Below are 20379 nucleotides of genomic sequence, written 5' to 3'. Positions count from 1 at the left end.
CGCGCTCTCCTCAGGCAAACGCCTGGACGGTGACGCCCGCGCCTTCGAGCAGGGCGCGCACGCGCGCCGCCATCTCGATCGCCCCGGGCGTGTCGCTGTGCACGCAGATCGAGTCGATGGGCGTGGCCACGGTCTTGCCTTCGCTGGTTTCCACACCGCCGGCGGCAAGCATGCGCAGGATGCGGTCCGCGGCCTGCTGCGGGTCCTTGAGCAGCGCGCCGGGCAGGCTGCGCGCGATCAGGAAACCGGTCTCGTCATAGCCGCGGTCGGCATAGATCTCGGCCTTGGAGACCAGGCCCATGTCGCGCGCCACGCGGTCCTGCTGGCCGTTGGCGATCGACAGCAGGATCAGCGACGGGTCCACGGCCTTGACGGCGCGGCACACGGCGCTCGCCACGGCTTCGCTGTGGTAGGTCTGGTGGCCCATTGCGCCATGGCATTTGACGTACTTGATCGGGTTGCCGGCATAGGTCGACAAGGCCATGGCCGCGCCGACCTGATAGGCCACGAGGCGCTCGATCTGCGCGGGGGAGAACGCCATGTCGCGCCGCCCGAAGCCCCACAGATCGGGATAGCCGGGGTGCGCGCCCACGCAGACGTTCTGCGCCTTGGCATCGGCAAAGGTGCTGGCCATGATCTCGGGATCGCCGGCGTGAAAGCCGCAGGCGATGTTGGCGGACGTGACGATCTTCAGGATGGCCTGGTCGTCACCGAGGCGGTAGGCGCCGAAGCCTTCGCCCATGTCTGAATTCAAGTCTACGGTCTTGCTCATGTGGTGTTCCTCTTTGCTGGGGTGAAATGCCGCCTGCCGTGCGGGCCGACGGCAGGAGTGGACGATGGCGCAAGGCGATCAGTGCAGGCGGGTCGCGACCAGCGGCAGGCGGGCGGCCAGGGCCTGCCAGGCTGCGTGCTGGGCGCGCAGGGCGCTCACGGCCTGGGCCACGTCGACGCGCTCGAAGCGCAGCGCGCAGCCGGCCGGCACCTGGCCCAGGCGCCATTGGTCGGCCTCGATGACGGTCGCGATCTTGGGATAGCCGCCGCAGGTATTGGCTTCGGCAAGCTGGATGATGGGCTGGCCCGCGGGCGGCACCTGCACCGTGCCCGGCACCAGGCCGTGGGACAGCAGTTCGCGGCGCTGCGCCATCTGCAGCGTCTGCGCGCCCTGCAGCCGGTAGCCCTGGCGGTTCGAGTCGGGTGTGACCTGCCAGGGCGCGGCCTCGAAGCGCTGGCGCGAGTCGGCGCTGAACTCCTCGTACTCGGCGGCCGGCAGCACGCGCACGCTGACGCAGCCCTGGGCAATCTGCGCCAGCAGCGCGGGCACTTCGCCCGGCACGCAGCCCAGGCCGGCGCGGCGCGGCGCGTCGGCGCTGGCCGCGCCCAGCGCCAGCATGTCCAGGCGCTTGAGGCCGCGTCCGCCCATGCCGCCCAGGCCGGCCTTGAGATCGGTGCTGCGCGAGCCGAGCACCGGCGCAACATCCACCCCGCCGGCCACCGCCAGATAGACGCGCATGCCGCGCGCCGGGCGTTGGATCTCCAGCGTCTGGCCGGCCGCGACGCGGCAGCTCCACCAGGGCGCGATCAGCCGGCCGTCGAGTTCTATGCGCGCATCGGCGCCCGTGCAGGCAAAGACGCTGTCGCGCTCGAAGCGCACGCGGAAAGGGAAGATCGCCAGCTCTATGCCCGCGGCGTCGGCAGCATTGCCCACGAGGCTGTTGGCGTAGCGCAGCGCCAGCGGGTCCATCGCGCCGCTGGCGCACACGCCCAGATGCAGGTGGCCGCTGCGGCCCGCGTCCTGCACCAGATTCATCGCCCCCGAAGTCAGGACCTGCATCATGCGATCACCTCCTGGGCGACGAAGCGCACGGTGTCGCCGGGCTCGAACAGGCAGGGTGCGGCGCGCGCGGCGTCGAACACCGCCGCCGAAGTCACTCCCAGGATATGCCAGCCCGAAGGCGCGGCATCGGGCATGACGCCGGCCTGCACGCCGCCTATGACCACGGAGCCGCGGGGAATGCGCAGCCGCGGCACCGAGCGGCGCGGCGCATGCAGGCGTTCGGGCAGGCCCGACAGGTAGCTGAAGCCCGGCGTCGAACCTATGCACATGACCTGGAACTGCGCGCTGCTGTGCAGCGCAACGTAGTCGTGCACGCCCAGGCCGGCGCGCTGCGCCTGCTCCTGCAGGTCGATGCCGCCTTCGCCGCCGTAGATGACCGGAATTTCCACCACGCGCGGCGCGCGGGCGCAGGCCGTGGCCCGCTCCCACTGCGCCAGCACCCAGTCGCGCACGGTCGTCGGCGCCAGCGCCAGCGGGTCGAACAGCACCAGGATGTTGTTCACGCCGGGAACGATTTCGCGCAGGCCGTCTAGATGCGCGCCGCCGCGCAGCGCTTCGGCCAGCGCCCAGATGCGCTGCTGCACGCCCACGTCGATGCGGGCGTCGCCGCAGTCGAGATAGATGCCCCCGGCGCCGGCGAAATGGATGCGCGCTGGCGCGCTGGCTGCCTGTTTTTCCGTTGTGACTGTCGTCATGGATGGTCTTCCTGAATGCCGTTGCAGCGACATTTCCTGCCGCGATGAAGCGATCATCCAAACTTCGCCGCGCTGCGGCAAACGACTTTTTTTCGACGAAAAAAACCAATTTTTCTTCAGGCATGCAGGCCGCGGGCGCGGCGCGCTGCAGCGGGGGGGCACGGTTTTTGCAAGCCGGTTTGGCGTGAACACCCGCTTTCTTGAAACCCTCATCGTCCTGGCACGCGTCGGCAGCTTCCGCGAGGCCGCCGAGGCCATGCATGTCACGCAGACGGCCGTGTCGCAGCGCATCGCCAATCTCGAGGACGACCTCGGAATCGAGCTGATAGACCGCAGCGCGCGCCAGCTCAAGCTCACGCCCCATGGACAGGAAGTGGTCGAGCAGTCGCGCAAGATCGTCGCGCTGACCAAGGGCCTGCACCAGCTGTCGCAGCGCGACGCGCCCGTGGCCGGCCCGGTGCGCATAGGCGCCGTGGAAACCGTGGTCAAGACCTGGCTGTCGCCGCTGATCAAGGAGATCTCCACGGCCTGCCCGCTGATCGATCTGGAGATTGCGGTCGACACTTCGCGCAACCTGCAGGACATGTTCGTTCGGCGCAGCATCGATGTCATGTTCCAGGACATGCATTTCACGCCCGCGACCGAAACGAACGAATATGTGGTGCGCCGCATCTGCGACTATCCGGTGCACTGGATCTCGCGCCCCGAGCTGTGCAGCGGTCTGCCGCGCGCGCATGCGCTCAAGGAAATCGTCTCGCACCGGATACTGACCTTCTCGCGCTTCTCGCTGCCCCATGCCAACTTGCAGGCGTTCCTGATGGACCATGGGCTGGAGAACGCGCGCATCACCAACGTGCCCTCGGTGGAGTCCATCCTGCAGCTGCTGCACGATGGCTACGCCGTCGCCGCGATTCCGCCGGTGTTCGTCATCGCGCCGCTGCTGCAGGGCGGACTCACGCTGTGGGACTGCCCCGCGCCGCTGCCCATCACCATGCTGGGAATCGCGCGCCGCGGCGCGTCCGCGGGCGTGCTCGAAGTGCTGCGGCGCGCCCAGGGCGTGGCGCATGCGGCGGCCGAGCGGGTGCAGCAGGAGGCGGGCCAGCCATGGATGCGTTCGCTGGCGGAATGACCATGCACAAAGCCCCCGGGCCGTAGGCCAGGGGGCCGGCAGCGGTGCATCAGCGCACGGCTATTTCATCGCGCTGGGCAGCCACAGCACGATGTCCGGAAACACCGTCACGATGGCCGTCGCGGCAACCAGCACCAGGAAGAACGGAAAGGACTTCTTGATCAGGAACCAGAGGCTGTGATGGGTGATGTTCTGGATCACGAACAGGTTGAAGCCCACGGGCGGCGTGATCTGCGCCATCTCCACGATCAGGATCAGGTAGATGCCGAACCAGATCGGGTCTATGCCCGCGGCCAGCACCGCCGGCATCAGTACCGAGGTGGTCAGCACCACGATGGAAATGCCTTCGAGGAAAGCGCCCAGGATGATGAAGAACACCGACAGCACCGCGATCAGCCCGTACTGGCTCAGGCCCAGCGAGGAGATCCAGGCCGCGAGGTTCGTCGGCAGCCCCGAGAAGCTCATCGCCGCGGTCAGGCAGCCCGCGCCGACCATGATGAAGGCGATCATGCAGGTGGTGCGCACCGCTCCCATCAGGCTGTCGGTGAAGCTGGCGCGCGACAGCGAGCCGCTCAGGCCCGCAATGCCCAGCGAGCCGGCCACGCCTATCACCGCAGCCTCGGTGGCCGTGGCCACACCGGTGTAGATCGTGCCTATCACCAGCGCGATCAGCGCCAGCACCGGCAGCAGCAGGCGCAGCCGGTAGACCATCTCGCGCAGCGGCATGGGCGGGTCCGCGGCCGGCACCTTGCCGGGATTGCGCCAGGACCAGTAGGCGATGTAGCCCGAGAACATCGCCATCAGCATGATGCCAGGGATGATGCCGGCGATGAACAGCTTCACCACCGACGCCTGCGCCGCGACGCCGTAGACGATCATCACGATGGAGGGCGGAATCAGCAGCCCCAGCGTGCCCGCACCCGCGAGCGAACCCACGGCCAGGCCTTCGTCGTAGCCGCGCTTCTTGAGCTCGGGCAGCGAGATCTTGCCTATGGTCGCGGCCGTCGCGGCGGATGACCCGCTGACCGCCGCGAAGATGCCGCAGCCGACCACATTGACGTGCACCAGGCGTCCGGGCAGCATGCGCATCCACGGCCCCAGGCCGGCGAACATGTCCTGCGACAGCCGCGTGCGAAACAGGATCTCGCCCATCCAGATGAACATCGGCAGCGCCACCAGCCCCCAGTTGGCGGCCGAATCCCAGGCCTTGGTGGGCAGCACGATGTCGGCCGGAACATCGGTGAAGAACATCACGCTGAGCACGCCGCAGGCCAGCAGGCCCAGCGAGACCCACAGGCCCGCGGCGAGCATCAACAGCATCGCGCCGATCACGAAGACCGCTTGCAGTACGTCAGCCATGACCTTCCTCCGTCCAGTAGTCGCCGCGCAGGGCGCACACCAGGCGCCCGAGCAGCATCACGAACATGCCCCACATGCCTATGGGCATGGACAGCTGCGGGACCCACATCGGCAGGATCACCATGCCTTGCGACAACTCGTTGCCGACAAAGGATTCGTGCACGAAGAGCGTGCAGTGCTTGGCGGCCCAGCCCACGAGCACCAGCGCCGCGACCGTGGACAGCACTTCGCACAACTGCTTGGCGCGCGGCGGCAATACCTGCAGCGCCAGCGTGACGCGGATATGCGCGCCCTGGCGCAAGGTATAGGGCAGGGACAGGAACACGGTGGCCGCCATCGACCAGGCCGCAAAATCGTCGGCCGCGGGAATCTGCGTGCCCAGCATGCGGGCCACGACCTGGGCCGCGACCAGCAGCGCCGTGGCCAGCAGCGCGATGCCGCCGAGCGCGCCCGACACCCGGGAGATGGCGTCCAGCGTGCGGTCCAGCCAATGCATGGCGTTCAGCGGGGGGGCGGCGCCGGGCGCTGCGTCGCTGTCAAGGACGGTTGCGGTAGGCATTGAGCACCTCCAGCGCCTGTGGATCGGCCTTCTTGGCCCATTCGTCGGACAGGGTCTTGGCCACGCCCTTGAGCTGCTCGGCCAGCTTGGGCGGCATGGGCATGACCTTGATGCCCTTGGCCGTCAGCGTGTCCATGTACTTCTGGTCCGCTGCCCTGGCCAGCACCCAGCCGCGGTCCTCGGCCTTGGCGGCGGCCTGCATCAGTGCCTTGCGCTGGGCCTCGGGCAAGGCGTTGAACGCGCGCTTGTTCATGTAGGCCACGTGGAAAGGTGCGGCCGCCTGCAGGTTGTAGAAGTACTGCGTGTAATCCCAGGCACTGGTGTCGACGCCGGTGGCCGACGAGGTCATCATCATGTCGATCATGTTGGTCGAGAAGGCCTGGGGCACTTCGGCGATCTGCACGGTGGTCGGCACGGCGCCCATCAGCGTCGCCATGCGCGAGGCCGAGGCATTGACCGCGCGCAGCTTCATGCCCTTGAAGTCATCGAGCGACTCCACGGGCTTCTTGGTGTAGATGCCCTGCATGGGCCAGGGGCTGCCGTACAGCAGGACCAGATTGCTTTTCTCCAGGCGCTGGGCGATCAGCGGCCGCGCGGTCTGCCAGAGCAGGCGGGTCTTGTCCATGGACGGCGCGAGAAACGGGATGTTGTCGATCTCGAAGATCGGGTCATCGTTGCCCATGGCCGCGAGCAGCACATCGGCGACGGGAACCAGGCCTTGCTGTACGCCGCGCTTGACTTCGGGGCGCTTGAGCAGGATCGAGTTGGACTGCACTTTCAACTCCAGCGCGCCCCCGGTCGCCGTCTTCACGTCCTCGGCGAAGCTGCGCGCGTTTTCGGTGTGGTAGTTGGTGTCGGGTTGCTCGGCCGACATGGTGAGCGTGGCGGCCTGGGCGAGCCCGGTCCACAGGGCCATTGCAGCCATGGCCGAAACGACGGCGGTGCGAAGGGGTTGCATCGTGACTTTTCCTCAAAAAAGTGTTTGAACCATTGGCCTGCGCATGGGGCGCGCAGGCCGGGCTTTCAAAGCCGTGCAATCACTGTGCATCAGCGGTCAAAAGGGTGTCAAAGCAGTTTTTTTTGTCTAAGTCCGCAATTTTTCTTGAGCGCTCCAGATGGGCGCAGGCTGCCCCGTCGGGGTGCCTGGCCGAGTCTTGCCAGGGCCGCAAAACCGCCGCTTGCACCAGCGCTGTGCGCCCAGTGCAGGCCGCGCTGCTATGCCGCCTGCACCTGTACCGTGCAATCGTAGAAGCTGGGCGCGCGGCCTATGTCGGTCAGGTGCTGGTGGGTCAGCTCGTTGACATTGGTGCCGTTGGCGCCGTCCTTGCGCCACCAGATGCCCAGGCCCACGACCAGGCCGGCGCGCGTGCGGCCATTGATGCTTGCATGGCACAGGTGCTCGCCGCGCGCGTTGAACACGCGCACCAGCGCGCCGTCCGCGATGCCGCGCGTGGCCGCATCCTCGGGGTGCATCTCCAGCAGCGGCCGGCCTTCGGCGTTGCGCAGCTTCTGCACGTTGACAAAGGTGCTGTTGAGGAAGTTGCGCGCAGGCGGCGAGATCATCGCCAGCGGGTAGGGGCCTTGCGGGTCGGGCTGCTCGTGGTTGGGCAGGTAGTCGGGCAGCGGGTTGACGCCCAGTGCTTCCAGGCTGGCGCTGATGAATTCGCACTTGCCCGAAGGCGTGGCAAAGCCGCCTTCGGCAAACGGCGCGTCGGGCAGCGGCAGATGGGCAAAGCCGGCGGCAAGCAGCTGGTCGAAATCGACTTTCGACGATTCGATGGCCTGGCGGCACAGCGTCTCGTCGTCCTCGTGAAAGCCCGGCGCGGCAAACGCCGGGTCCAGCGCCGCCATGCGCGCCGCGAGATCGCGGAAGATCTGCGCATTGCTTCTGGCTTCGCCCACGGGGGCGATCGCCGGGCGGTTGAGCAGCACGTCGGTATGGCCGTAGCTGCCGTGGATGTCCCAGTGCTCGAGCTGGGTGGTTGCCGGCAGCACGTAGTCGGCGTGGTCGGCGGTGTCGGTGAGGAAATGCTCGATGACCACCGTGAACAGGTCGTCGCGCGCAAAGCCCTGCACCACCTTGGCCGATTCGGGCGCGACCGCGACGGGATTGCTGTTGTAGACGACGACGGCCTCGATGCGCGGCCCGAACGCGGCGTCGCCGGGCTCGAGCAGCGCATTGCCTATGGTGCTCATGTTGATCGTGCGCGGGCGGCGCGCGCCCAGCAGCTGCGGCATCTGCAGGGCGGCGCGGCGCGCGGGCAGCGCGGCCGACGACGACAGCAGCAGGCCGCCGGCGCGGTCGCGCCAGGCGCCCGTGAGCGCGGGCAGGCAGGCAATGGCGCGCACCGCGTTGCCGCCGCCGCGCGCGCGCTGCACGCCGTAGTTCAGGCGTATGGCGGCGCGCTCGGTCGTGCCGTAGGCGCGCGCCAGTTCGGTGATCTGCTCCACGGGCAGGCCGCAGACTTCGGCCGCGCGTTCGGGCGGCCATTCGAGCGCGCGCGCGCGCAGCGCGTCCCAGCCCAGCGTGTGGCGCGCGAGATAGTCGTGGTCCAGCCAGTCGTTGCGGATCAGCTCGTGCATCAGCGCCAGCGCCAGCGCGGCATCGGTGCCGGGGCGCAGCTGCAGGTGCTCATGGCATTTGTCGGCGGTCTCGGTCTTGCGCGGGTCTATGCAGATGAGGCGCGCGCCGTCGCGCTTGGCGGCCTGGGCATAGCGCCAGAAATGCAGGTTGCTGCCAATGCTGTTGCTGCCCCAGATGATGATCAGCCGGCTTTCGGCAAAGAACTGCACGCGCATGCCCAGCTTGCCGCCGTAGGTGTGCATCAGCGCTTCGCCGCCGGCGCTCGAGCAGATGGTGCGGTCCAGCAGCGAGGCGCCGAGCTGGTGGAAGAAGCGCCGGTCCATGCTCTCGCCCTGCACCAGTCCCATGGTGCCCGCATAGCTGTAGGGCAGGATGGCCTCGGGCGCGCGCTGCGCGATGGCGTGCAGGCGCTGCGCGATGTCGCCCAGCGCCTCGTCCCAGGACACGGGCATGAACTGGCCGCTGCCCTTGGGTCCCGAGCGCTTGAGCGGCGTCAGCACGCGCTCGGCGTGGTAGGTGCGTTCGGGGTATTTGCTGACCTTGGCGCAGAGCACGCCATCGGTCTGCGGGTGTTCGGGATTGCCCTGGACCTTGGTGGCCACGCCGTCGACCACCGTGGTCAGCAGCGCGCAGGTGTCGGGGCAGTCATGCGGGCAGGCGCCGCGCACGACGGAAGTCGCGCCGGGCGCAGGGGACGGGCTGTCGAAAGAGGACATGGCGTTCGTGGGCAGGAGTTGTCACGCCATTGTCTCGCATGCGCTGGCGAAAAGGACGGCTTTGCTCCCGTGCGTGCCGCCTTGGCGCCACAATGTGTGACAGGAGGTTTTTGTCCATGTCGCTGATTGAAGAAATTGTTGCGCAGGCCGACGAGCTGGCTGCCCTGCGCCGGGATATCCATGCCCACCCCGAGCTGTGCTTCGAGGAAGTGCGCACCGCCGATGTGATTGCCGCCAAGCTGACCGAATGGGGTATTGCCGTGCACCGCGGCCTGGGCAAGACCGGCGTCGTGGGCATTGTCCATGGACGCGACGCCGGCGCCTGCGGCCGCGCGCTGGGCCTGCGCGCCGACATGGACGCGCTGCCCATGCAGGAAGGCAATACCTTTGCGCATGCGAGCCGCCATGCGGGCCGGATGCATGGCTGTGGCCACGACGGCCATGTCGCCATGCTGCTGGCCGCGGCCCAGCATCTGTCGCGCCACCGCGATTTCGACGGCACGATCTATCTGATCTTCCAGCCCGCGGAGGAAGGCGGCGGCGGCGCGCGCGAGATGATTCGCGACGGCCTGTTCACGCGTTTTCCCATGCAGGCGGTGTTTGGCATGCACAACTGGCCCGGCATGGCCGAAGGCCAGATGGCCGTGAGCCCGGGGCCGGTCATGGCGTCAAGCAACGAGTTCAAGATCACGGTGCGCGGCAAGGGCGGCCATGCGGCCATGCCGCATCTGGTGCTCGATCCCGTGCCGGTGGCGGCGCAGATCATCATGGGCCTGCAGACCATCGTCAGCCGCAACCTCAAGCCCGTCGATGCGGGCGTGATTTCCGTGACCATGGTGCATGGCGGCGAGGCCACCAACGTGGTGCCCGACACCGTGGAACTCCAAGGCACGGTGCGCACCTTCTCGGTGGCGGTGCTCGACATGATCGAGCAGCGCATGCAGCAGGTGATTGACGGCATCTGCGCCAGCCATGGCGTGAAGCATGCGTTTGTCTTCGAGCGCAACTACCCGCCGACCATCAACGCCGCACCCGAAGCCGCGCTGGTGCGCGCGGTGATGCAGCGCCTGGTGGGCGCGTCCAAGGTGCTGGACCAGGAGCCCACGATGGGCGCCGAAGACTTCGCCTACATGCTGGAAGAAAAGCCCGGCGCCTATTGCTTCATTGCCAATGGCGAGGGCGACCACCGCGCGATCGGCCATGGCGGCGGGCCCTGCATGCTGCACAACCCCAGCTACGACTTCAACGACCGGCTGATTCCGCTGGGCGCGACGTTCTGGGTGGAGCTGGCAAAGGAGTGGTTAGCCCACCCCACCCGTTAGGACTTCGCGAGCAGTTCGTCGAACTGCGCGTTGAGCTTGGCTTCTATGCTGTCCTTGAACATGGCGGCCAGAAAGCCCAGCTCGGCCTCGAGTTCGAACGCGCTGGCGGTCACCACGAGCCGGCCGTCGACGCCATTGCCGCTGAAGCGCAGCAGGTCCTGCGCGTCGCCGGATTCGTATTCGCATTGCACGCCGAATTTCTCGGCGGCCTTTTCGCCCCAGCGCTGGGCGTGGTGGCGGGCCGCGGGCAGGCCCAGCGAGTGGGTGCGGGAAAGCTGGATGTCTGGCAAGGGTTAGTCCGGGTGAAGTGGTGTGGAAGGGGGCGGGCGGCGATGACTACACTGGGCCGATCGCATCCCCTGATTTTAAGGAGCAACCTGCATGTCCGATCTGAACGCCGCTTTCGAAGCCGCCGTGGCCCAATCCAAGACGCTCAGCGAGCGGCCCGACAACGCCACGCTGCTCAAGATCTATGCCTTGTACAAGCAGGCCACGCAGGGCGACAACGAAGAGAAGAAACCCAGCTTCAGCGACATGGTGGGCCGCGCCAAGTGGGATGCCTGGGAAAAGCTCAAGGGCACCGAGGGCGACGCGGCGCGCCAGCAATACATAGATCTCATCGAGTCGCTGAGCTGAGCGTTGCGGCCGCAGCGCCGTCGCAGGCCGCGGGGCGCTCGGGCATCAGCGCGCACAGCGTGCGCCGGCGCTCGGCCTCGGGCTGCCGGGCCAGTCGCTCGACCGCGGCGTGGAAGGCCGGCCAGGGCGCAGCTTGGCCCGCCTGCTGAGCAAACAGCGCCGTGAACGCCGGCACCCAGAGGTCATAGGCCGCGAGCGCGCCGAACGCCGCGTTGTTGGCCTCGGCGACCCAGCGGTCCAGGCGCTGCAGCGATTGTTCTGCCATCTGCGGCCGCGCGGCGAGTTCGGGCGATGCCAGCCATTGCGCGCGCAGCGCCTGGTAGCGCGCCCTGAACTCCTGCATTATCCGGGCCTTGGCCGGCGCCAGCGCGTCGGCGGGCGGCGCGGCGTAAAGCGTTTCAAGCGCTTCGCGTGTCTGCTGCGTGAGCGCGCGGAATTGCGCGCGCCGCTGCTGTGCGGCCTGCCATGCGGGCGAGGCCGCGTCGGCGCTCGTCGACTGCCGCAGCCAGGCCTGGGTGCCCAGCCGCTCCACGGCCGTCGCATACGATTCGTTGAAGTTCATGTCGCCGGCCAGATAGACGCGCTGGTGCGACAGCTCATGGAACAGCAGGCCCACGAGTTCGCCTTCGGGCCAGCGCACGAAGGTGTCGAGCAGCGGATCGCCGCCCAGCCAATTGAACCAGCCCAGCGTCGAATACGCGGGCACGGGGTAGACATGGACTTCCAGGCCTTGCTGGGCGAGCGGGCGCGCCTGGGCCTGGGCATCGGCGAGCGCGAAGTAGCCGCGGTAGCCCACGCAGCCCGCGACCGGAAAGCACCATTGGTGCAGTTGCAGCGAGTCGGGCGGCGCGGCCGTGACATTCCACACCGCGGCCGGGCGATCGAGCACCGCATAGCGGCGGTAGCTCGCGTTGTCGGGCAGGGCCAGCGCCTGGCTCGCGAAGTCGCGCGCGCGCTGCGCCAGCTGCAGCTGGGCGCGCAGCGCGGGCGACAGCCCCGGGTCTTCGAGCCACTCGGCGACCGGCCGCGCCGCGTGCAGCATCTGCAGCTGGCCGCGCGCGCCCTGCCAGTAGTAGCCCACATCGGGCAGCGCGCAGCCGCCGACCAGGGCTGCCAGCAGGCCTGCTGCCAGGCACTTGCAGACCTGCTGTCCCCGCTGGCGCCAGGGGCTGACTACACTCATGGCTTCATTCACGCTGTTTTCCCCCGATCCGATGGACTTCTTTACGCTGGCAATCATTGTCACCATAGCCGTTTATGTGCTCAAGCGGCAGGACCAGCGGCGGCGCACGCGCCTGCTCGCCGAACACCTGGGACGCCTGCAGATCGAGAAACTCATGGGCAGCCTGATCGAAGGTTATCTGCGCGCGTTGGGCGAAAGCGATCTGCAGCGCCGCACGCAGATCTGGGTGCTGCTCGAGGGCACGGAAAAAAGCCTGGCCGAGCAGTTCCAGCGCTTTGCCGAGCAGTTCTCCGCGGTCGATGAAAAGGAGGTGCGCGTGAGCACCCTGCCGCTGGCCCTGCCCTACATCGAGCGCGTCTATCCCCAGGCCAGTTTCGACATGCGCGAAATGGTCAAGATCCATGCGCGCGGCATTGCCGCCGCCCAGGTGTTCGCGGCCCAGGACGATGACGAGCGCCGCCGGCGCGCGTTCACGCTCACGGCCGAGATCTTCCTGATGCAGCACAGCTGCCATTGGTTCTGCAAGTCGTTGACTGTCGCCTCGATGCGACTGCTCGCACGCCACCAGACCAGCTACGAACAGGTCCAGACTTCGGTCTCGGCGGCCACGCGCGATGCGTATCTGCGGCTGATTGGCAAGCGCTAAAAAAGCCGTCGGTCTGCCGGACAAGGGCTATCATCGGATCAGGAGCAATGCTATTGCCGTCTTTTGTATGAAAGCGAAAAATAGTCAGTGCCATGAAACATCTGATTCACACGCTCGAGGGCCGGTTGGCCCCTTTGCCGGTGGCCGTTGCCGTGGAGCTGCCTTCGGGTGAGCGGGTCGGCAAGACCCCCACCGACGTGGTGCTGCGGTTTCGCTCGCTCGCTCCGCTCGCGGCCCTGGCCGCAGGCCATATAGGCACGCTGGGAGCGGCCGTGGTCGAAGGCCAGGTCGAGCTCGAAGGGCGGGTGCGCGACATCATGCGCGCGGCCTCGGGCCTGCTGCAGTCCGATCCGGTGCGCGGCACGTCGAGCTGGTGGTCGCAGATCATGGCGCGCACGCGCTCGATGGCGCTGCATACGCTGGCGCGCGACGCCGAGCAGATCGAGTTCCACTACGACCTGTCCGACGACTTCTATGCGCTGTGGCTGGACCCGCGGCGCGTCTATTCCTGCGCCTACTACCGCCGGCCCGACATGACGCTGGCCCAGGCCCAGGAAGCCAAGCTCGACCATATCTGCCGCAAGCTGCAGCTGCGCGCCGGCGAACGCTTTCTCGACATAGGCGCGGGCTGGGGCGGGCTGCTGCTGTGGGCCGCCGAGCATTACGGCGTGCAGGCCCAGGGCATCACGCTGTCGCGCAACCAGCATGCCTATGTGAACCAGTTGATACAGGCGCGCGGCCTGCAGGACCGCGTGCGCATGGATCTGCGCGACTACCGCGAACTGCAGCCCGAGACCCCGTTCGACAAGATTGCCTCAGTGGGCATGTTCGAGCATGTGGGCCTGGCGCAGATGCCCGCCTATGCCGACACCGTGCAGCGCCTGCTGCGGCCCGGCGGCCTGGCGCTGCTCCATGGCATCACTTCGGGCGGCGTCGACAATGTCGAAGTCGGCGCGGGCATGGGCGAGTTCATCAGCCGCTACATCTTTCCCGGCGGCGAGCTGCTGCATGTGAGCAAGGTGTTGCATGCGCTGGCGCAGGGCGGGCTTGAAATGGTCGACACGGAAAATCTGCGGCCGCATTACGCACGCACGCTATGGGCCTGGTCCGACGCGCTCGAGGCGCAGCTGCCGCAGGCTCAGCGTATCCTTGAGCAGCAGACCGACGGCGAACGCGGCGCGCGCGCGCTGCGTGCCTACCGGCTGTACCTGGCCGGCTGTGCCATGGGCTTCGAGCGCGGCTGGATCGCGCTGCACCAGATGCTCGTGACCCGGCCCGACGGCCAGATGGGCAGCGGGGCGTTGATTGGCGCCCAGTCCGAATACCCGTTCAATCGCGAATACATGTACACCGAAGGAATTGCATGCCCTACAAGTTCAAATCCCGTGCCACCGCAGATCTGATCATGCTCGACGCCAGCGCGCGCAAGCTGCTGGCCATCGTCGGCAAGGACGCCGACGGCCCGGGCATCATCACCGCCATGCAGATTCCGGGCGCGCTCGCCGCGCTGGAGCAGGCCGTAGTTGAAGAGGAAGCGCGCCGCGCCGCCGCCGGCGAGACGCAGGACGATGCCGATGGCACGCAGGGCGATGAAGATGACGCCGCACCCGCGGGCGCCGCCGACGGCGTGAGCCTGCGCCAGCGCACGGCGCCGTTCATCGACATGCTCAAGCGCAGCGCGGCCGAGGGGCGCGATGTGACCTGGTGAACCTGGCCGCCCACGTTCGCCCACTGCGTTTTGCCTTGGGACGACCAAGCAATTGTTCCAGCCAAAAAAAAACCGGCCCACAGGCCGGTTTTTTCATGCGCCACGCGCTATCAGTCTGCGTACGCGCCTGCGGCCTTGATGACCTTGCCCCAGGTTTCGATTTCGGATTGCACGAACTTCTTGTGGCCTTCGGGCGAAGTGCGCGCGTCGGAGGCGATCACCGCGCCCAGCTGCTCTTCTTTCTTGATGAACTCGGGTTCCTTCAACGCCAGGCGCATCGCTTCGTTGACCTTCTTGGTCACGGCCGCGGGCGTGCCCTTGGGCGCGTACAGGCCGTGCCAGACCGTGACCTGGAAGTTCTTCAGGCCGCTTTCGTCCAGCGTGGGCAGGTCCTTGAGGGCCGGCGTGGTCAGGCGCTTGGGCGTGGTCACGCCATAGGCCTTGACCTTCTTGGATTCGATCTGCGCCGTGGTGTTGGTGGTCTGGTCGCACAGCAGATCGACCTGATTGCCCATCAGGTCGGCAATCGCGGGCGCCGCACCCTTGTAAGGCACGGGCGTCATTTCGGTCTTGAGCGTCGACTGCAGCATCAGGCCGCACAGGTGCGATGCCGAACCCACGCCGGCGTTCGCCAGGTTGACCTTGCCCTGGTTCTTGCCTATCCAGGCAATCAGCTCCTTGTAGTTGTCGGCGGGCAGCGTGGGCTTGCCGATCAGCGTCATGGGCACATCGTTGATGATGCCCAGGTATTCGAAGTCGTTGAGCACGTTGAACGACAGCTTGCGGTACAGCGTGGGCACGGTGGCCATGCCGATGTGATTGAGCAGCAGCGTGTAGCCATCAGGGTTGGCGCGTGCCACCTTGGCGATGCCGATCGCGCTGCCGGCGCCGGCCGAATTGTCGATCACGATCGTCGCATTGTTCAGGTGTTTGCGCATCGAATCGGCCAGATCGCGGGCGACGCGGTCGGTCGGACCTCCGGCAGTGAAAGGCACCACGATGGTGATGGTCTTGCCTGCGGCGGGGAAGTCCTGGGCTTGTACTCCGGTGGCGGCAACGGCGGCCAAGGCGATGGACGCCAGCTTGAACAACTTCTGCATGAATAAGGCTCCTTATGGACGTTCATGATAAGAACGAATGCCGAAATCGCTCCCGCGGAAAAATAAGTGTTTTCCCTGAAAACCCGCAAGAAAATTGCCAGCAAATTGATCCAGATCGTCCTAGCGATAGCTGCGCGCGTCTTCGATGACCACGCCGTCGTTGGGCAACGCGCCCGGCGCCAGCGGCTGCACATCGCAGCGCAGCTTGGTCAGGTCGCGCACGCATTCCTCGATCTGGCGCAGCAGCGCGGGGTCGCTGTCCCGGGTCTCGACCAGTAGCTCCATCGAGTCGTTGGCCATTTCGCCGCGCACCACCAGGCGCGCGCGCTGCACCTGGGCGAAACGCTGCACGACCTGATGGACCTGGGCCGGGTGCACGAACATGCCGCGCACCTTGGTCGTCTGGTCGGCGCGCCCCATCCAGCCGCGGATGCGGATGTTGGTGCGGCCCGTGGGGCAGTGTCCCGGCAGCACCGCCGACAGGTCGCCGGTGCCGAAGCGCACCAGCGGATAGCCGGGGTTGAGCGTGGTCACCACCAGTTCGCCGACTTCGCCGTCGGGCACGGGGTCGTTGGTGCCGGGGCGCACGATTTCGACGATCACGTTCTCGTCGACGACCAGGCCTTCGCGCGCCGGCGTCTCGTAGGCGATCAGTCCCAGGTCGGCCGTGGCATAGCACTGGTAGCCGGCGACGCCGCGCTCGGCCAGCCAGTCGCGCAGCGACGGCGGAAAGGCTTCGCCCGAGACCAGGGCCTTGTGCAGGCTGGGCAGGGGCTGGCCCAGGCTTTGTGCTTTTTCTATCAGGATGCGCAGAAAGCTCGGCGTGCCTATGTAGCCCGCGGGACGCAGCTCGGCAATCGCCTGCACCTGCTGCTCGGTCTGGCCCGTGCCGGCGGCAAACACCGTGCAGCCCACGGCCTGGGCACCGGTTTCCATCATCGCGCCCGCGGGCACGAAGTGGTAGCTGAAACTGTTGTGCACCAGCTCGCCGGGGCGAAAGCCCGCGGCGTGGATGGCACGCGCCATGCGCCAGTAGTCGCTGCCGCAGCCTTCGGGCTCGTAGATGCCGCCGGGGCTGGAAAACACGCGCGGCATCTGCGCGCCGAAAGCCAGCGCGCTGAAACCGCCGAATGGATTGTCGGCGCGCTGCGCCTGCTGGCGTTGCAGCAGTTCGGACTTGCGTGTCACGGGCAGCCGGGCCAGGGCCTGGCGCGATGTCACGGCGGCGGCGTCTATGCCCGCAAGAATTTCGGCAAAAGCGGGCGACGCCTGCTGCGCATGCGCGATCTGGCGCGGCAGCGCGGCCATCAGGGCCTGTTCGCGGGCTTCGGGGGCGCGCGCTTCCAGCGCGTCGTAATGGTCGGTCATGAAGAATTCCTTGGCTACGGGAGGTCGCGAGATGCAGGCCCTTCGACAGGGCGAACGGGGAAAAACCGTTCGTCCTGAGCCTGTCGAAGGATGAACGTCCACGCTCTATGCAAAGACGCGTTGGGCAGATGTCTGCATGGCTCAGGCAAGCCAGCGCTTGCGCCGCTTGTAGCTCTTGACGTCCTTGAAGCTCTTGCGTTCGCCGCCGCCCATGCCGAGGTAGAACTCCTTGACGTCCTCGTTGTTGGCGAGATCGCTTGCCGGGCCGTCCATCACGATGCGGCCGCTTTCCATGATGTAGCCGTAGTCCGCGTAGCGCAGCGCCATGCTGGTGTTCTGTTCGGCCAGCAGGAAGGTGACCTGCTCGCGGTGGTTGAGGTCCTTGACGATGTTGAACACCTCTTCGACGATCTGCGGCGCCAGGCCCATGGACGGTTCGTCCAGCAGCACCATGCGCGGATTGCTCATCAGCGCGCGGCCGATGGCGCACATCTGCTGTTCGCCGCCCGAGGTGTAGGCGGCCTGCGAATGGCGCCGGGTCTTGAGGCGCGGAAAGTAGTTGTAGACCTTCTCGAGGTTGGCCGAAATCTCGCCGGCATCGGTGCGTGTGTAGGCGCCGGTCAGCAGGTTTTCCTCGATGCTCAGGTGGGCGAAGCAATGCCGGCCTTCCATCACCTGGACCACGCCGCGGCGCACCAGGTCCGAAGGCGTGAGGTTGGCGATCTGCTCGCCTTCGAGCTCGATCGAGCCCTTGGTGACTTCGCCGCGTTCGCCCTTGAGCAGGTTGGAGATCGCGCGCAGTGTCGTGGTCTTGCCTGCGCCGTTGCCGCCGAGCAGCGCGACGATGCTCTGGCGTGGCACCTGCAGCGACACGCCCTTGAGCACCAGGATCACATGGTTGTAGATGACCTCGATGCCGTTGACCACAAGCAGCGGTTCGGCAGTGGCGACGGGCGTGGGGGCGGTGGTTTCAGACATGGGAACAGCCTCGCTGGGGAAATCGAAAAAGGGGCCCGGGCGCCGGCCAGGCGCGATGAAGGGCCTGGCCGGCGCGCAGCGCCATCAGTTGCAGCTGCGCGGGGTGACGTTCTTTTCCTTGGCGTACTTGTCCGCGTACTCCTTGACCAGCGGCTCGACCATGGACTTGTCGGCCTGGTACCAGTCGGAGACCACGGTCCACTTGGCTCCGTCCCATTGCGCGATGCGCGACCAGTCGGTGCCCAGGTGGTTGGTGCAGCTCGTCTGGATGGGGCGCAGGATCTTGCCGAAGCCCAGCGCGTTGAGCTTTTCCTGCGTCAGGTTCAGGTTCTCCAGGCCCCAGCGCACCTGCTCGGGCGACATGACCTTGCCCTTGCCGTACTTCTCCTGCGCGGTGCGGATCGCCTCGACCTGCAGCATGGAGATCACCATGCCGCGGGTATGGGCCATGGCGCCTACGCTGGTGGCGTTGGACGCCGTGCCCTGGCCCTTGTCGTAGACCGCGCTCTTGACTTCGTCATGCACCTTGTCGTGCTCGGCCGTGTTGTGGATGGTCACGGTGTTGTAGCCCTTGGCGCCGGCACCGATGTCCTTCACGTCGTGGTCCGAGCCCGCCCACCAGATCGCGTAGATCTTGTCGCGCGCGAAGTTGGTTGCCTGGGCTTCGCGTATGGCCGTGGGCGTCATCACGCCGGCCGACCACAGCAGCACATAGTCGGGGCGCTGCTGGCGCACCTGCAGCCAGGTCGACTTCTGCTCCACGCCGGGCGCGGTCACGGGCAGCAGCATCAGCTCGAAGCCTTCCTTGGCGGCGCGCTTTTGCAGCAGCGGAATCGGTTCCTTGCCGTAAGGCGAGTCGTGGTAGACCAGCGCGATCTTCTTGCCCTTGAGGCTGCCTTTTTCCTTCTTCAGGATGTCCTGGATGATGGAGTCGGCCGCAGTCCAGTAGTTGCCCAGCAGCGGGAAGTTCCATTCGAACACCGAGCCGTTGGCCGACTGCGACAGGCCGTAGCCCATGGTCACGATGGCGCGCTTGTCGCCCGGTGCCTTGTCGCTGACGGCAAACGTGATGCCGGTCGACTGCGGATCGAAGCCCGAGGCGCCGCCGCCCTTGTTCTTCAGGCGCTCGTAGCACTCTACGCCCTTGGCAGTGTCGTAGGCGGTTTCGCATTCCTCGAAGGCGATCTTCACGCCGTTGACGCCGCCCTTGGCGTTGACCAGCTTGAGGTAGTCCTGCTTGCCGTCGGCCCATGGAATGCCCAGGGGTGCGAACTGGCCGGTGCGATAGACCAGCAGCGGAACGAACTGATCCTGGGCCATGGCGGCGGGGGCCGCGACCAGCGCCCCGAATCCCAGGGCGGCGGTGGCGGCGGCGAGCGCAGCTTTCTTGAACATCATGATTTGTCTCCTGTAGAAATAAAGGACCGGGGTCACGAATGGGCGGCGGACACTTCGAGCGAGTGCTTCAAGCCCTGGCAACGGCTCAATGCGGGAAAGGCCAGAGCCGCAGTTTCTGCTTGGCGGTGGACCACAGCCTGGCCAGGCCGTGGGGTTCGACGATCAGGAAGAAAACGATCAGCGCGCCAAAGACCATGTGTTCGATGTAGGTCGCGCTGGCCGTCGACAGCGGCAGGCCCAGCCAGTGCGGCACATGCGTGAGCACCAGCGGCAGCAGCACGAAGAACGCCGCGCCGAACAGGCTGCCCATGATGGAGCCCAGGCCGCCGATGATGATCATGAACAGCAGCTGGAACGAGCGGTCCAGGCTGAATGCCGCGGGTTCCCAGGCGCCCAGGTGGACGAAGCCCCAGAGCGCGCCGGCAATGCCGACGATGAACGAGCTCACGGCAAACGCGCTGAGCTTGGCGTAGACCGGGCGTATGCCGATCACCGAGGCGGCGACGTCCATGTCGCGCATCGCCATCCAGTTGCGGCCCGTGGCGCTGCGCACCAGGTTCTTGGCCAGCAGGCCCAGAACGCACAGCAGGCCCAGGCACAGCAGGTATTTCTCGGCCGGTGTGTCGATCACCCAGCCGGCAATCGACAGCTGGCCGGCGCTGACCGAGCCCGACGACGAGTTGTTGGTGACCCAGGGCGCGCGGCTGGCCAGCCAGTCCATGAAGAACTGCGCGGCCAGCGTCGCCACGGCCAGGTACAGGCCGCGGATGCGCAGGCTGGGCAGGCCGAAGACCACGCCGAACAGCATGGCGCACAGCCCGCCGCCAAGCAGAGACAGCAGCAGCGGCATGCCTTCGATGCGCACCTGCAGGTTGTAGGCGGCGTAGGCGCCTACGGCCATGAAGGCGCCCGTGCCCAGGGAAATCTGGCCGCAGTAGCCAACCAGGATGTTGAGCCCCATCGCGGCCAGCGCCATGATGAGGAAGGGAATCAGCACCGCCTGGAAGGTGTAGTCGCTGACGCTCATCGGCACGACCACGAAGGCCAGCACCAGGATGGCGAGGATGGCGATGCGGTCCTGGGCAATGGGGAAGATCTGCTGGTCGGCCGCGTACGTGGTCTTGAACTGGCCGTTTTCACGATAGAACATGGGGAACTCCTGAA

Annotated in this window: 20 protein-coding genes; 6 read left to right on the top strand and 14 right to left on the bottom strand. The window is 66.9% G+C overall.

Annotated features, from left to right (window positions below; all coding sequences use genetic code 11):
* Positions 1-10: 10 nt before the first annotated feature.
* From ACSVDO_RS19300 to pxpB, 3 genes are all read right to left on the bottom strand, one after another.
* Positions 11-772: a LamB/YcsF family protein gene (locus ACSVDO_RS19300; RefSeq protein WP_489594105.1), complete on the bottom strand. Its 762-nt coding sequence runs from the start codon at positions 770-772 to the stop codon at positions 11-13.
* A 78-nt stretch (positions 773-850) separates the two neighbouring features.
* Positions 851-1834 carry a 5-oxoprolinase subunit C family protein gene (locus ACSVDO_RS19295; RefSeq protein ID WP_489594103.1) on the bottom strand — a complete coding sequence of 328 codons (984 nt, stop codon included), beginning with the start codon at positions 1832-1834 and terminating at the stop codon, positions 851-853.
* Positions 1831-2529, bottom strand: a complete 699-nt coding sequence (pxpB, locus tag ACSVDO_RS19290) for a 5-oxoprolinase subunit PxpB (RefSeq protein WP_489594102.1) — start codon at positions 2527-2529, stop codon at positions 1831-1833. Before pxpB ends, ACSVDO_RS19295 begins: the two co-directional genes overlap by 4 nt.
* A gap of 184 nt (positions 2530-2713) precedes the next feature.
* Here pxpB and ACSVDO_RS19285 point away from each other — a divergent pair, with 184 nt between their 5' ends.
* Positions 2714-3658, top strand: a complete 945-nt coding sequence (locus ACSVDO_RS19285) for a LysR family transcriptional regulator (protein WP_332534781.1) — start codon at positions 2714-2716, stop codon at positions 3656-3658.
* 60 nt (positions 3659-3718) lie between these two features.
* Here ACSVDO_RS19285 and ACSVDO_RS19280 read toward each other — a convergent pair whose 3' ends face one another.
* The 4 genes from ACSVDO_RS19280 to ACSVDO_RS19265 all read right to left on the bottom strand — a co-directional run bounded on the left by ACSVDO_RS19280 (position 3719) and on the right by ACSVDO_RS19265 (position 8876).
* Positions 3719-5017 carry a TRAP transporter large permease gene (locus ACSVDO_RS19280; protein ID WP_332534782.1) on the bottom strand — a complete coding sequence of 433 codons (1299 nt, stop codon included), beginning with the start codon at positions 5015-5017 and terminating at the stop codon, positions 3719-3721.
* Positions 5010-5576, bottom strand: a complete 567-nt coding sequence (locus ACSVDO_RS19275; protein ID WP_332534783.1) for a TRAP transporter small permease — start codon at positions 5574-5576, stop codon at positions 5010-5012. Before ACSVDO_RS19275 ends, ACSVDO_RS19280 begins: the two co-directional genes overlap by 8 nt.
* On the bottom strand, positions 5554-6534 hold the full coding sequence (locus ACSVDO_RS19270) for a TRAP transporter substrate-binding protein (RefSeq protein WP_332534785.1): 981 nt from the start codon (positions 6532-6534) through the stop codon (positions 5554-5556). Before ACSVDO_RS19270 ends, ACSVDO_RS19275 begins: the two co-directional genes overlap by 23 nt.
* A gap of 257 nt (positions 6535-6791) precedes the next feature.
* Entirely contained in the window at positions 6792-8876 is a 2085-nt protein-coding gene (locus ACSVDO_RS19265; RefSeq protein ID WP_489594098.1) for a molybdopterin-containing oxidoreductase family protein, read from the bottom strand.
* A 116-nt stretch (positions 8877-8992) separates the two neighbouring features.
* On the opposite strand from ACSVDO_RS19265, the gene ACSVDO_RS19260 reads away from it, so the two are divergent.
* A complete protein-coding gene (locus ACSVDO_RS19260; protein ID WP_489594096.1) occupies positions 8993-10198 on the top strand; it encodes a M20 aminoacylase family protein in 1206 nt (401 codons plus the stop codon).
* Here the strand turns inward: ACSVDO_RS19260 and ACSVDO_RS19255 are convergent.
* Positions 10195-10488, bottom strand: coding sequence for a polyhydroxyalkanoic acid system family protein (locus ACSVDO_RS19255; RefSeq protein WP_489594095.1), 294 nt, complete (start codon positions 10486-10488; stop codon positions 10195-10197). The genes ACSVDO_RS19260 and ACSVDO_RS19255 overlap by 4 nt on opposite strands.
* 91 nt (positions 10489-10579) lie before the next feature.
* On the opposite strand from ACSVDO_RS19255, the gene ACSVDO_RS19250 reads away from it, so the two are divergent.
* Complete coding sequence (locus tag ACSVDO_RS19250) at positions 10580-10834, top strand: acyl-CoA-binding protein (RefSeq protein WP_332534792.1); 255 nt, start codon at positions 10580-10582, stop codon at positions 10832-10834.
* On the opposite strand, the gene ACSVDO_RS19245 is transcribed toward ACSVDO_RS19250, so the two are convergent.
* Positions 10815-12017, bottom strand: coding sequence for an aminopeptidase (locus ACSVDO_RS19245; protein ID WP_489594092.1), 1203 nt, complete (start codon positions 12015-12017; stop codon positions 10815-10817). The two genes, ACSVDO_RS19250 and ACSVDO_RS19245, sit on opposite strands and share 20 nt — an antisense overlap.
* Before the next feature lie 31 nt (positions 12018-12048).
* Between ACSVDO_RS19245 and ACSVDO_RS19240 the strand changes: the two genes are divergently transcribed.
* The 3 genes from ACSVDO_RS19240 to ACSVDO_RS19230 all read left to right on the top strand — a co-directional run bounded on the left by ACSVDO_RS19240 (position 12049) and on the right by ACSVDO_RS19230 (position 14371).
* Positions 12049-12663 carry a hypothetical protein gene (locus ACSVDO_RS19240; RefSeq protein ID WP_489596446.1) on the top strand — a complete coding sequence of 205 codons (615 nt, stop codon included), beginning with the start codon at positions 12049-12051 and terminating at the stop codon, positions 12661-12663.
* Positions 12664-12755: 92 nt separating this feature from the next.
* The gene (locus tag ACSVDO_RS19235) at positions 12756-14066 is read left to right on the top strand and encodes a class I SAM-dependent methyltransferase (RefSeq protein ID WP_332548104.1); all 1311 of its coding nucleotides are present in this window, start codon (positions 12756-12758) and stop codon (positions 14064-14066) included.
* On the top strand, positions 14027-14371 hold the full coding sequence (locus ACSVDO_RS19230; RefSeq protein WP_332548105.1) for a DUF1840 domain-containing protein: 345 nt from the start codon (positions 14027-14029) through the stop codon (positions 14369-14371). Before ACSVDO_RS19235 ends, ACSVDO_RS19230 begins: the two co-directional genes overlap by 40 nt.
* A 110-nt stretch (positions 14372-14481) precedes the next feature.
* On the opposite strand, the gene ACSVDO_RS19225 is transcribed toward ACSVDO_RS19230, so the two are convergent.
* From ACSVDO_RS19225 to ACSVDO_RS19205, 5 genes are all read right to left on the bottom strand, one after another.
* Positions 14482-15471, bottom strand: coding sequence for a tripartite tricarboxylate transporter substrate-binding protein (locus tag ACSVDO_RS19225; RefSeq protein ID WP_332534799.1), 990 nt, complete (start codon positions 15469-15471; stop codon positions 14482-14484).
* A gap of 120 nt (positions 15472-15591) precedes the next feature.
* Positions 15592-16839: a phenylacetate--CoA ligase family protein gene (locus tag ACSVDO_RS19220; RefSeq protein WP_332534801.1), complete on the bottom strand. Its 1248-nt coding sequence runs from the start codon at positions 16837-16839 to the stop codon at positions 15592-15594.
* A gap of 141 nt (positions 16840-16980) precedes the next feature.
* A complete protein-coding gene (locus ACSVDO_RS19215) occupies positions 16981-17817 on the bottom strand; it encodes an ABC transporter ATP-binding protein (RefSeq protein ID WP_332534802.1) in 837 nt (278 codons plus the stop codon).
* Positions 17818-17901: 84 nt separating this feature from the next.
* The gene (locus ACSVDO_RS19210; RefSeq protein ID WP_332548107.1) at positions 17902-19215 is read right to left on the bottom strand and encodes an ABC transporter substrate-binding protein; all 1314 of its coding nucleotides are present in this window, start codon (positions 19213-19215) and stop codon (positions 17902-17904) included.
* A gap of 85 nt (positions 19216-19300) precedes the next feature.
* Positions 19301-20365 (bottom strand): branched-chain amino acid ABC transporter permease, encoded by a 1065-nt coding sequence (locus ACSVDO_RS19205; protein ID WP_332534805.1) that lies wholly within the window; start codon positions 20363-20365, stop codon positions 19301-19303.
* Positions 20366-20379: the final 14 nt, after the last annotated feature.

The sequence above is a fragment of the Comamonas sp. DB36 genome, assembly GCF_057914905.1.
This window is presented reverse-complemented; position numbering and strand designations above follow the sequence as displayed.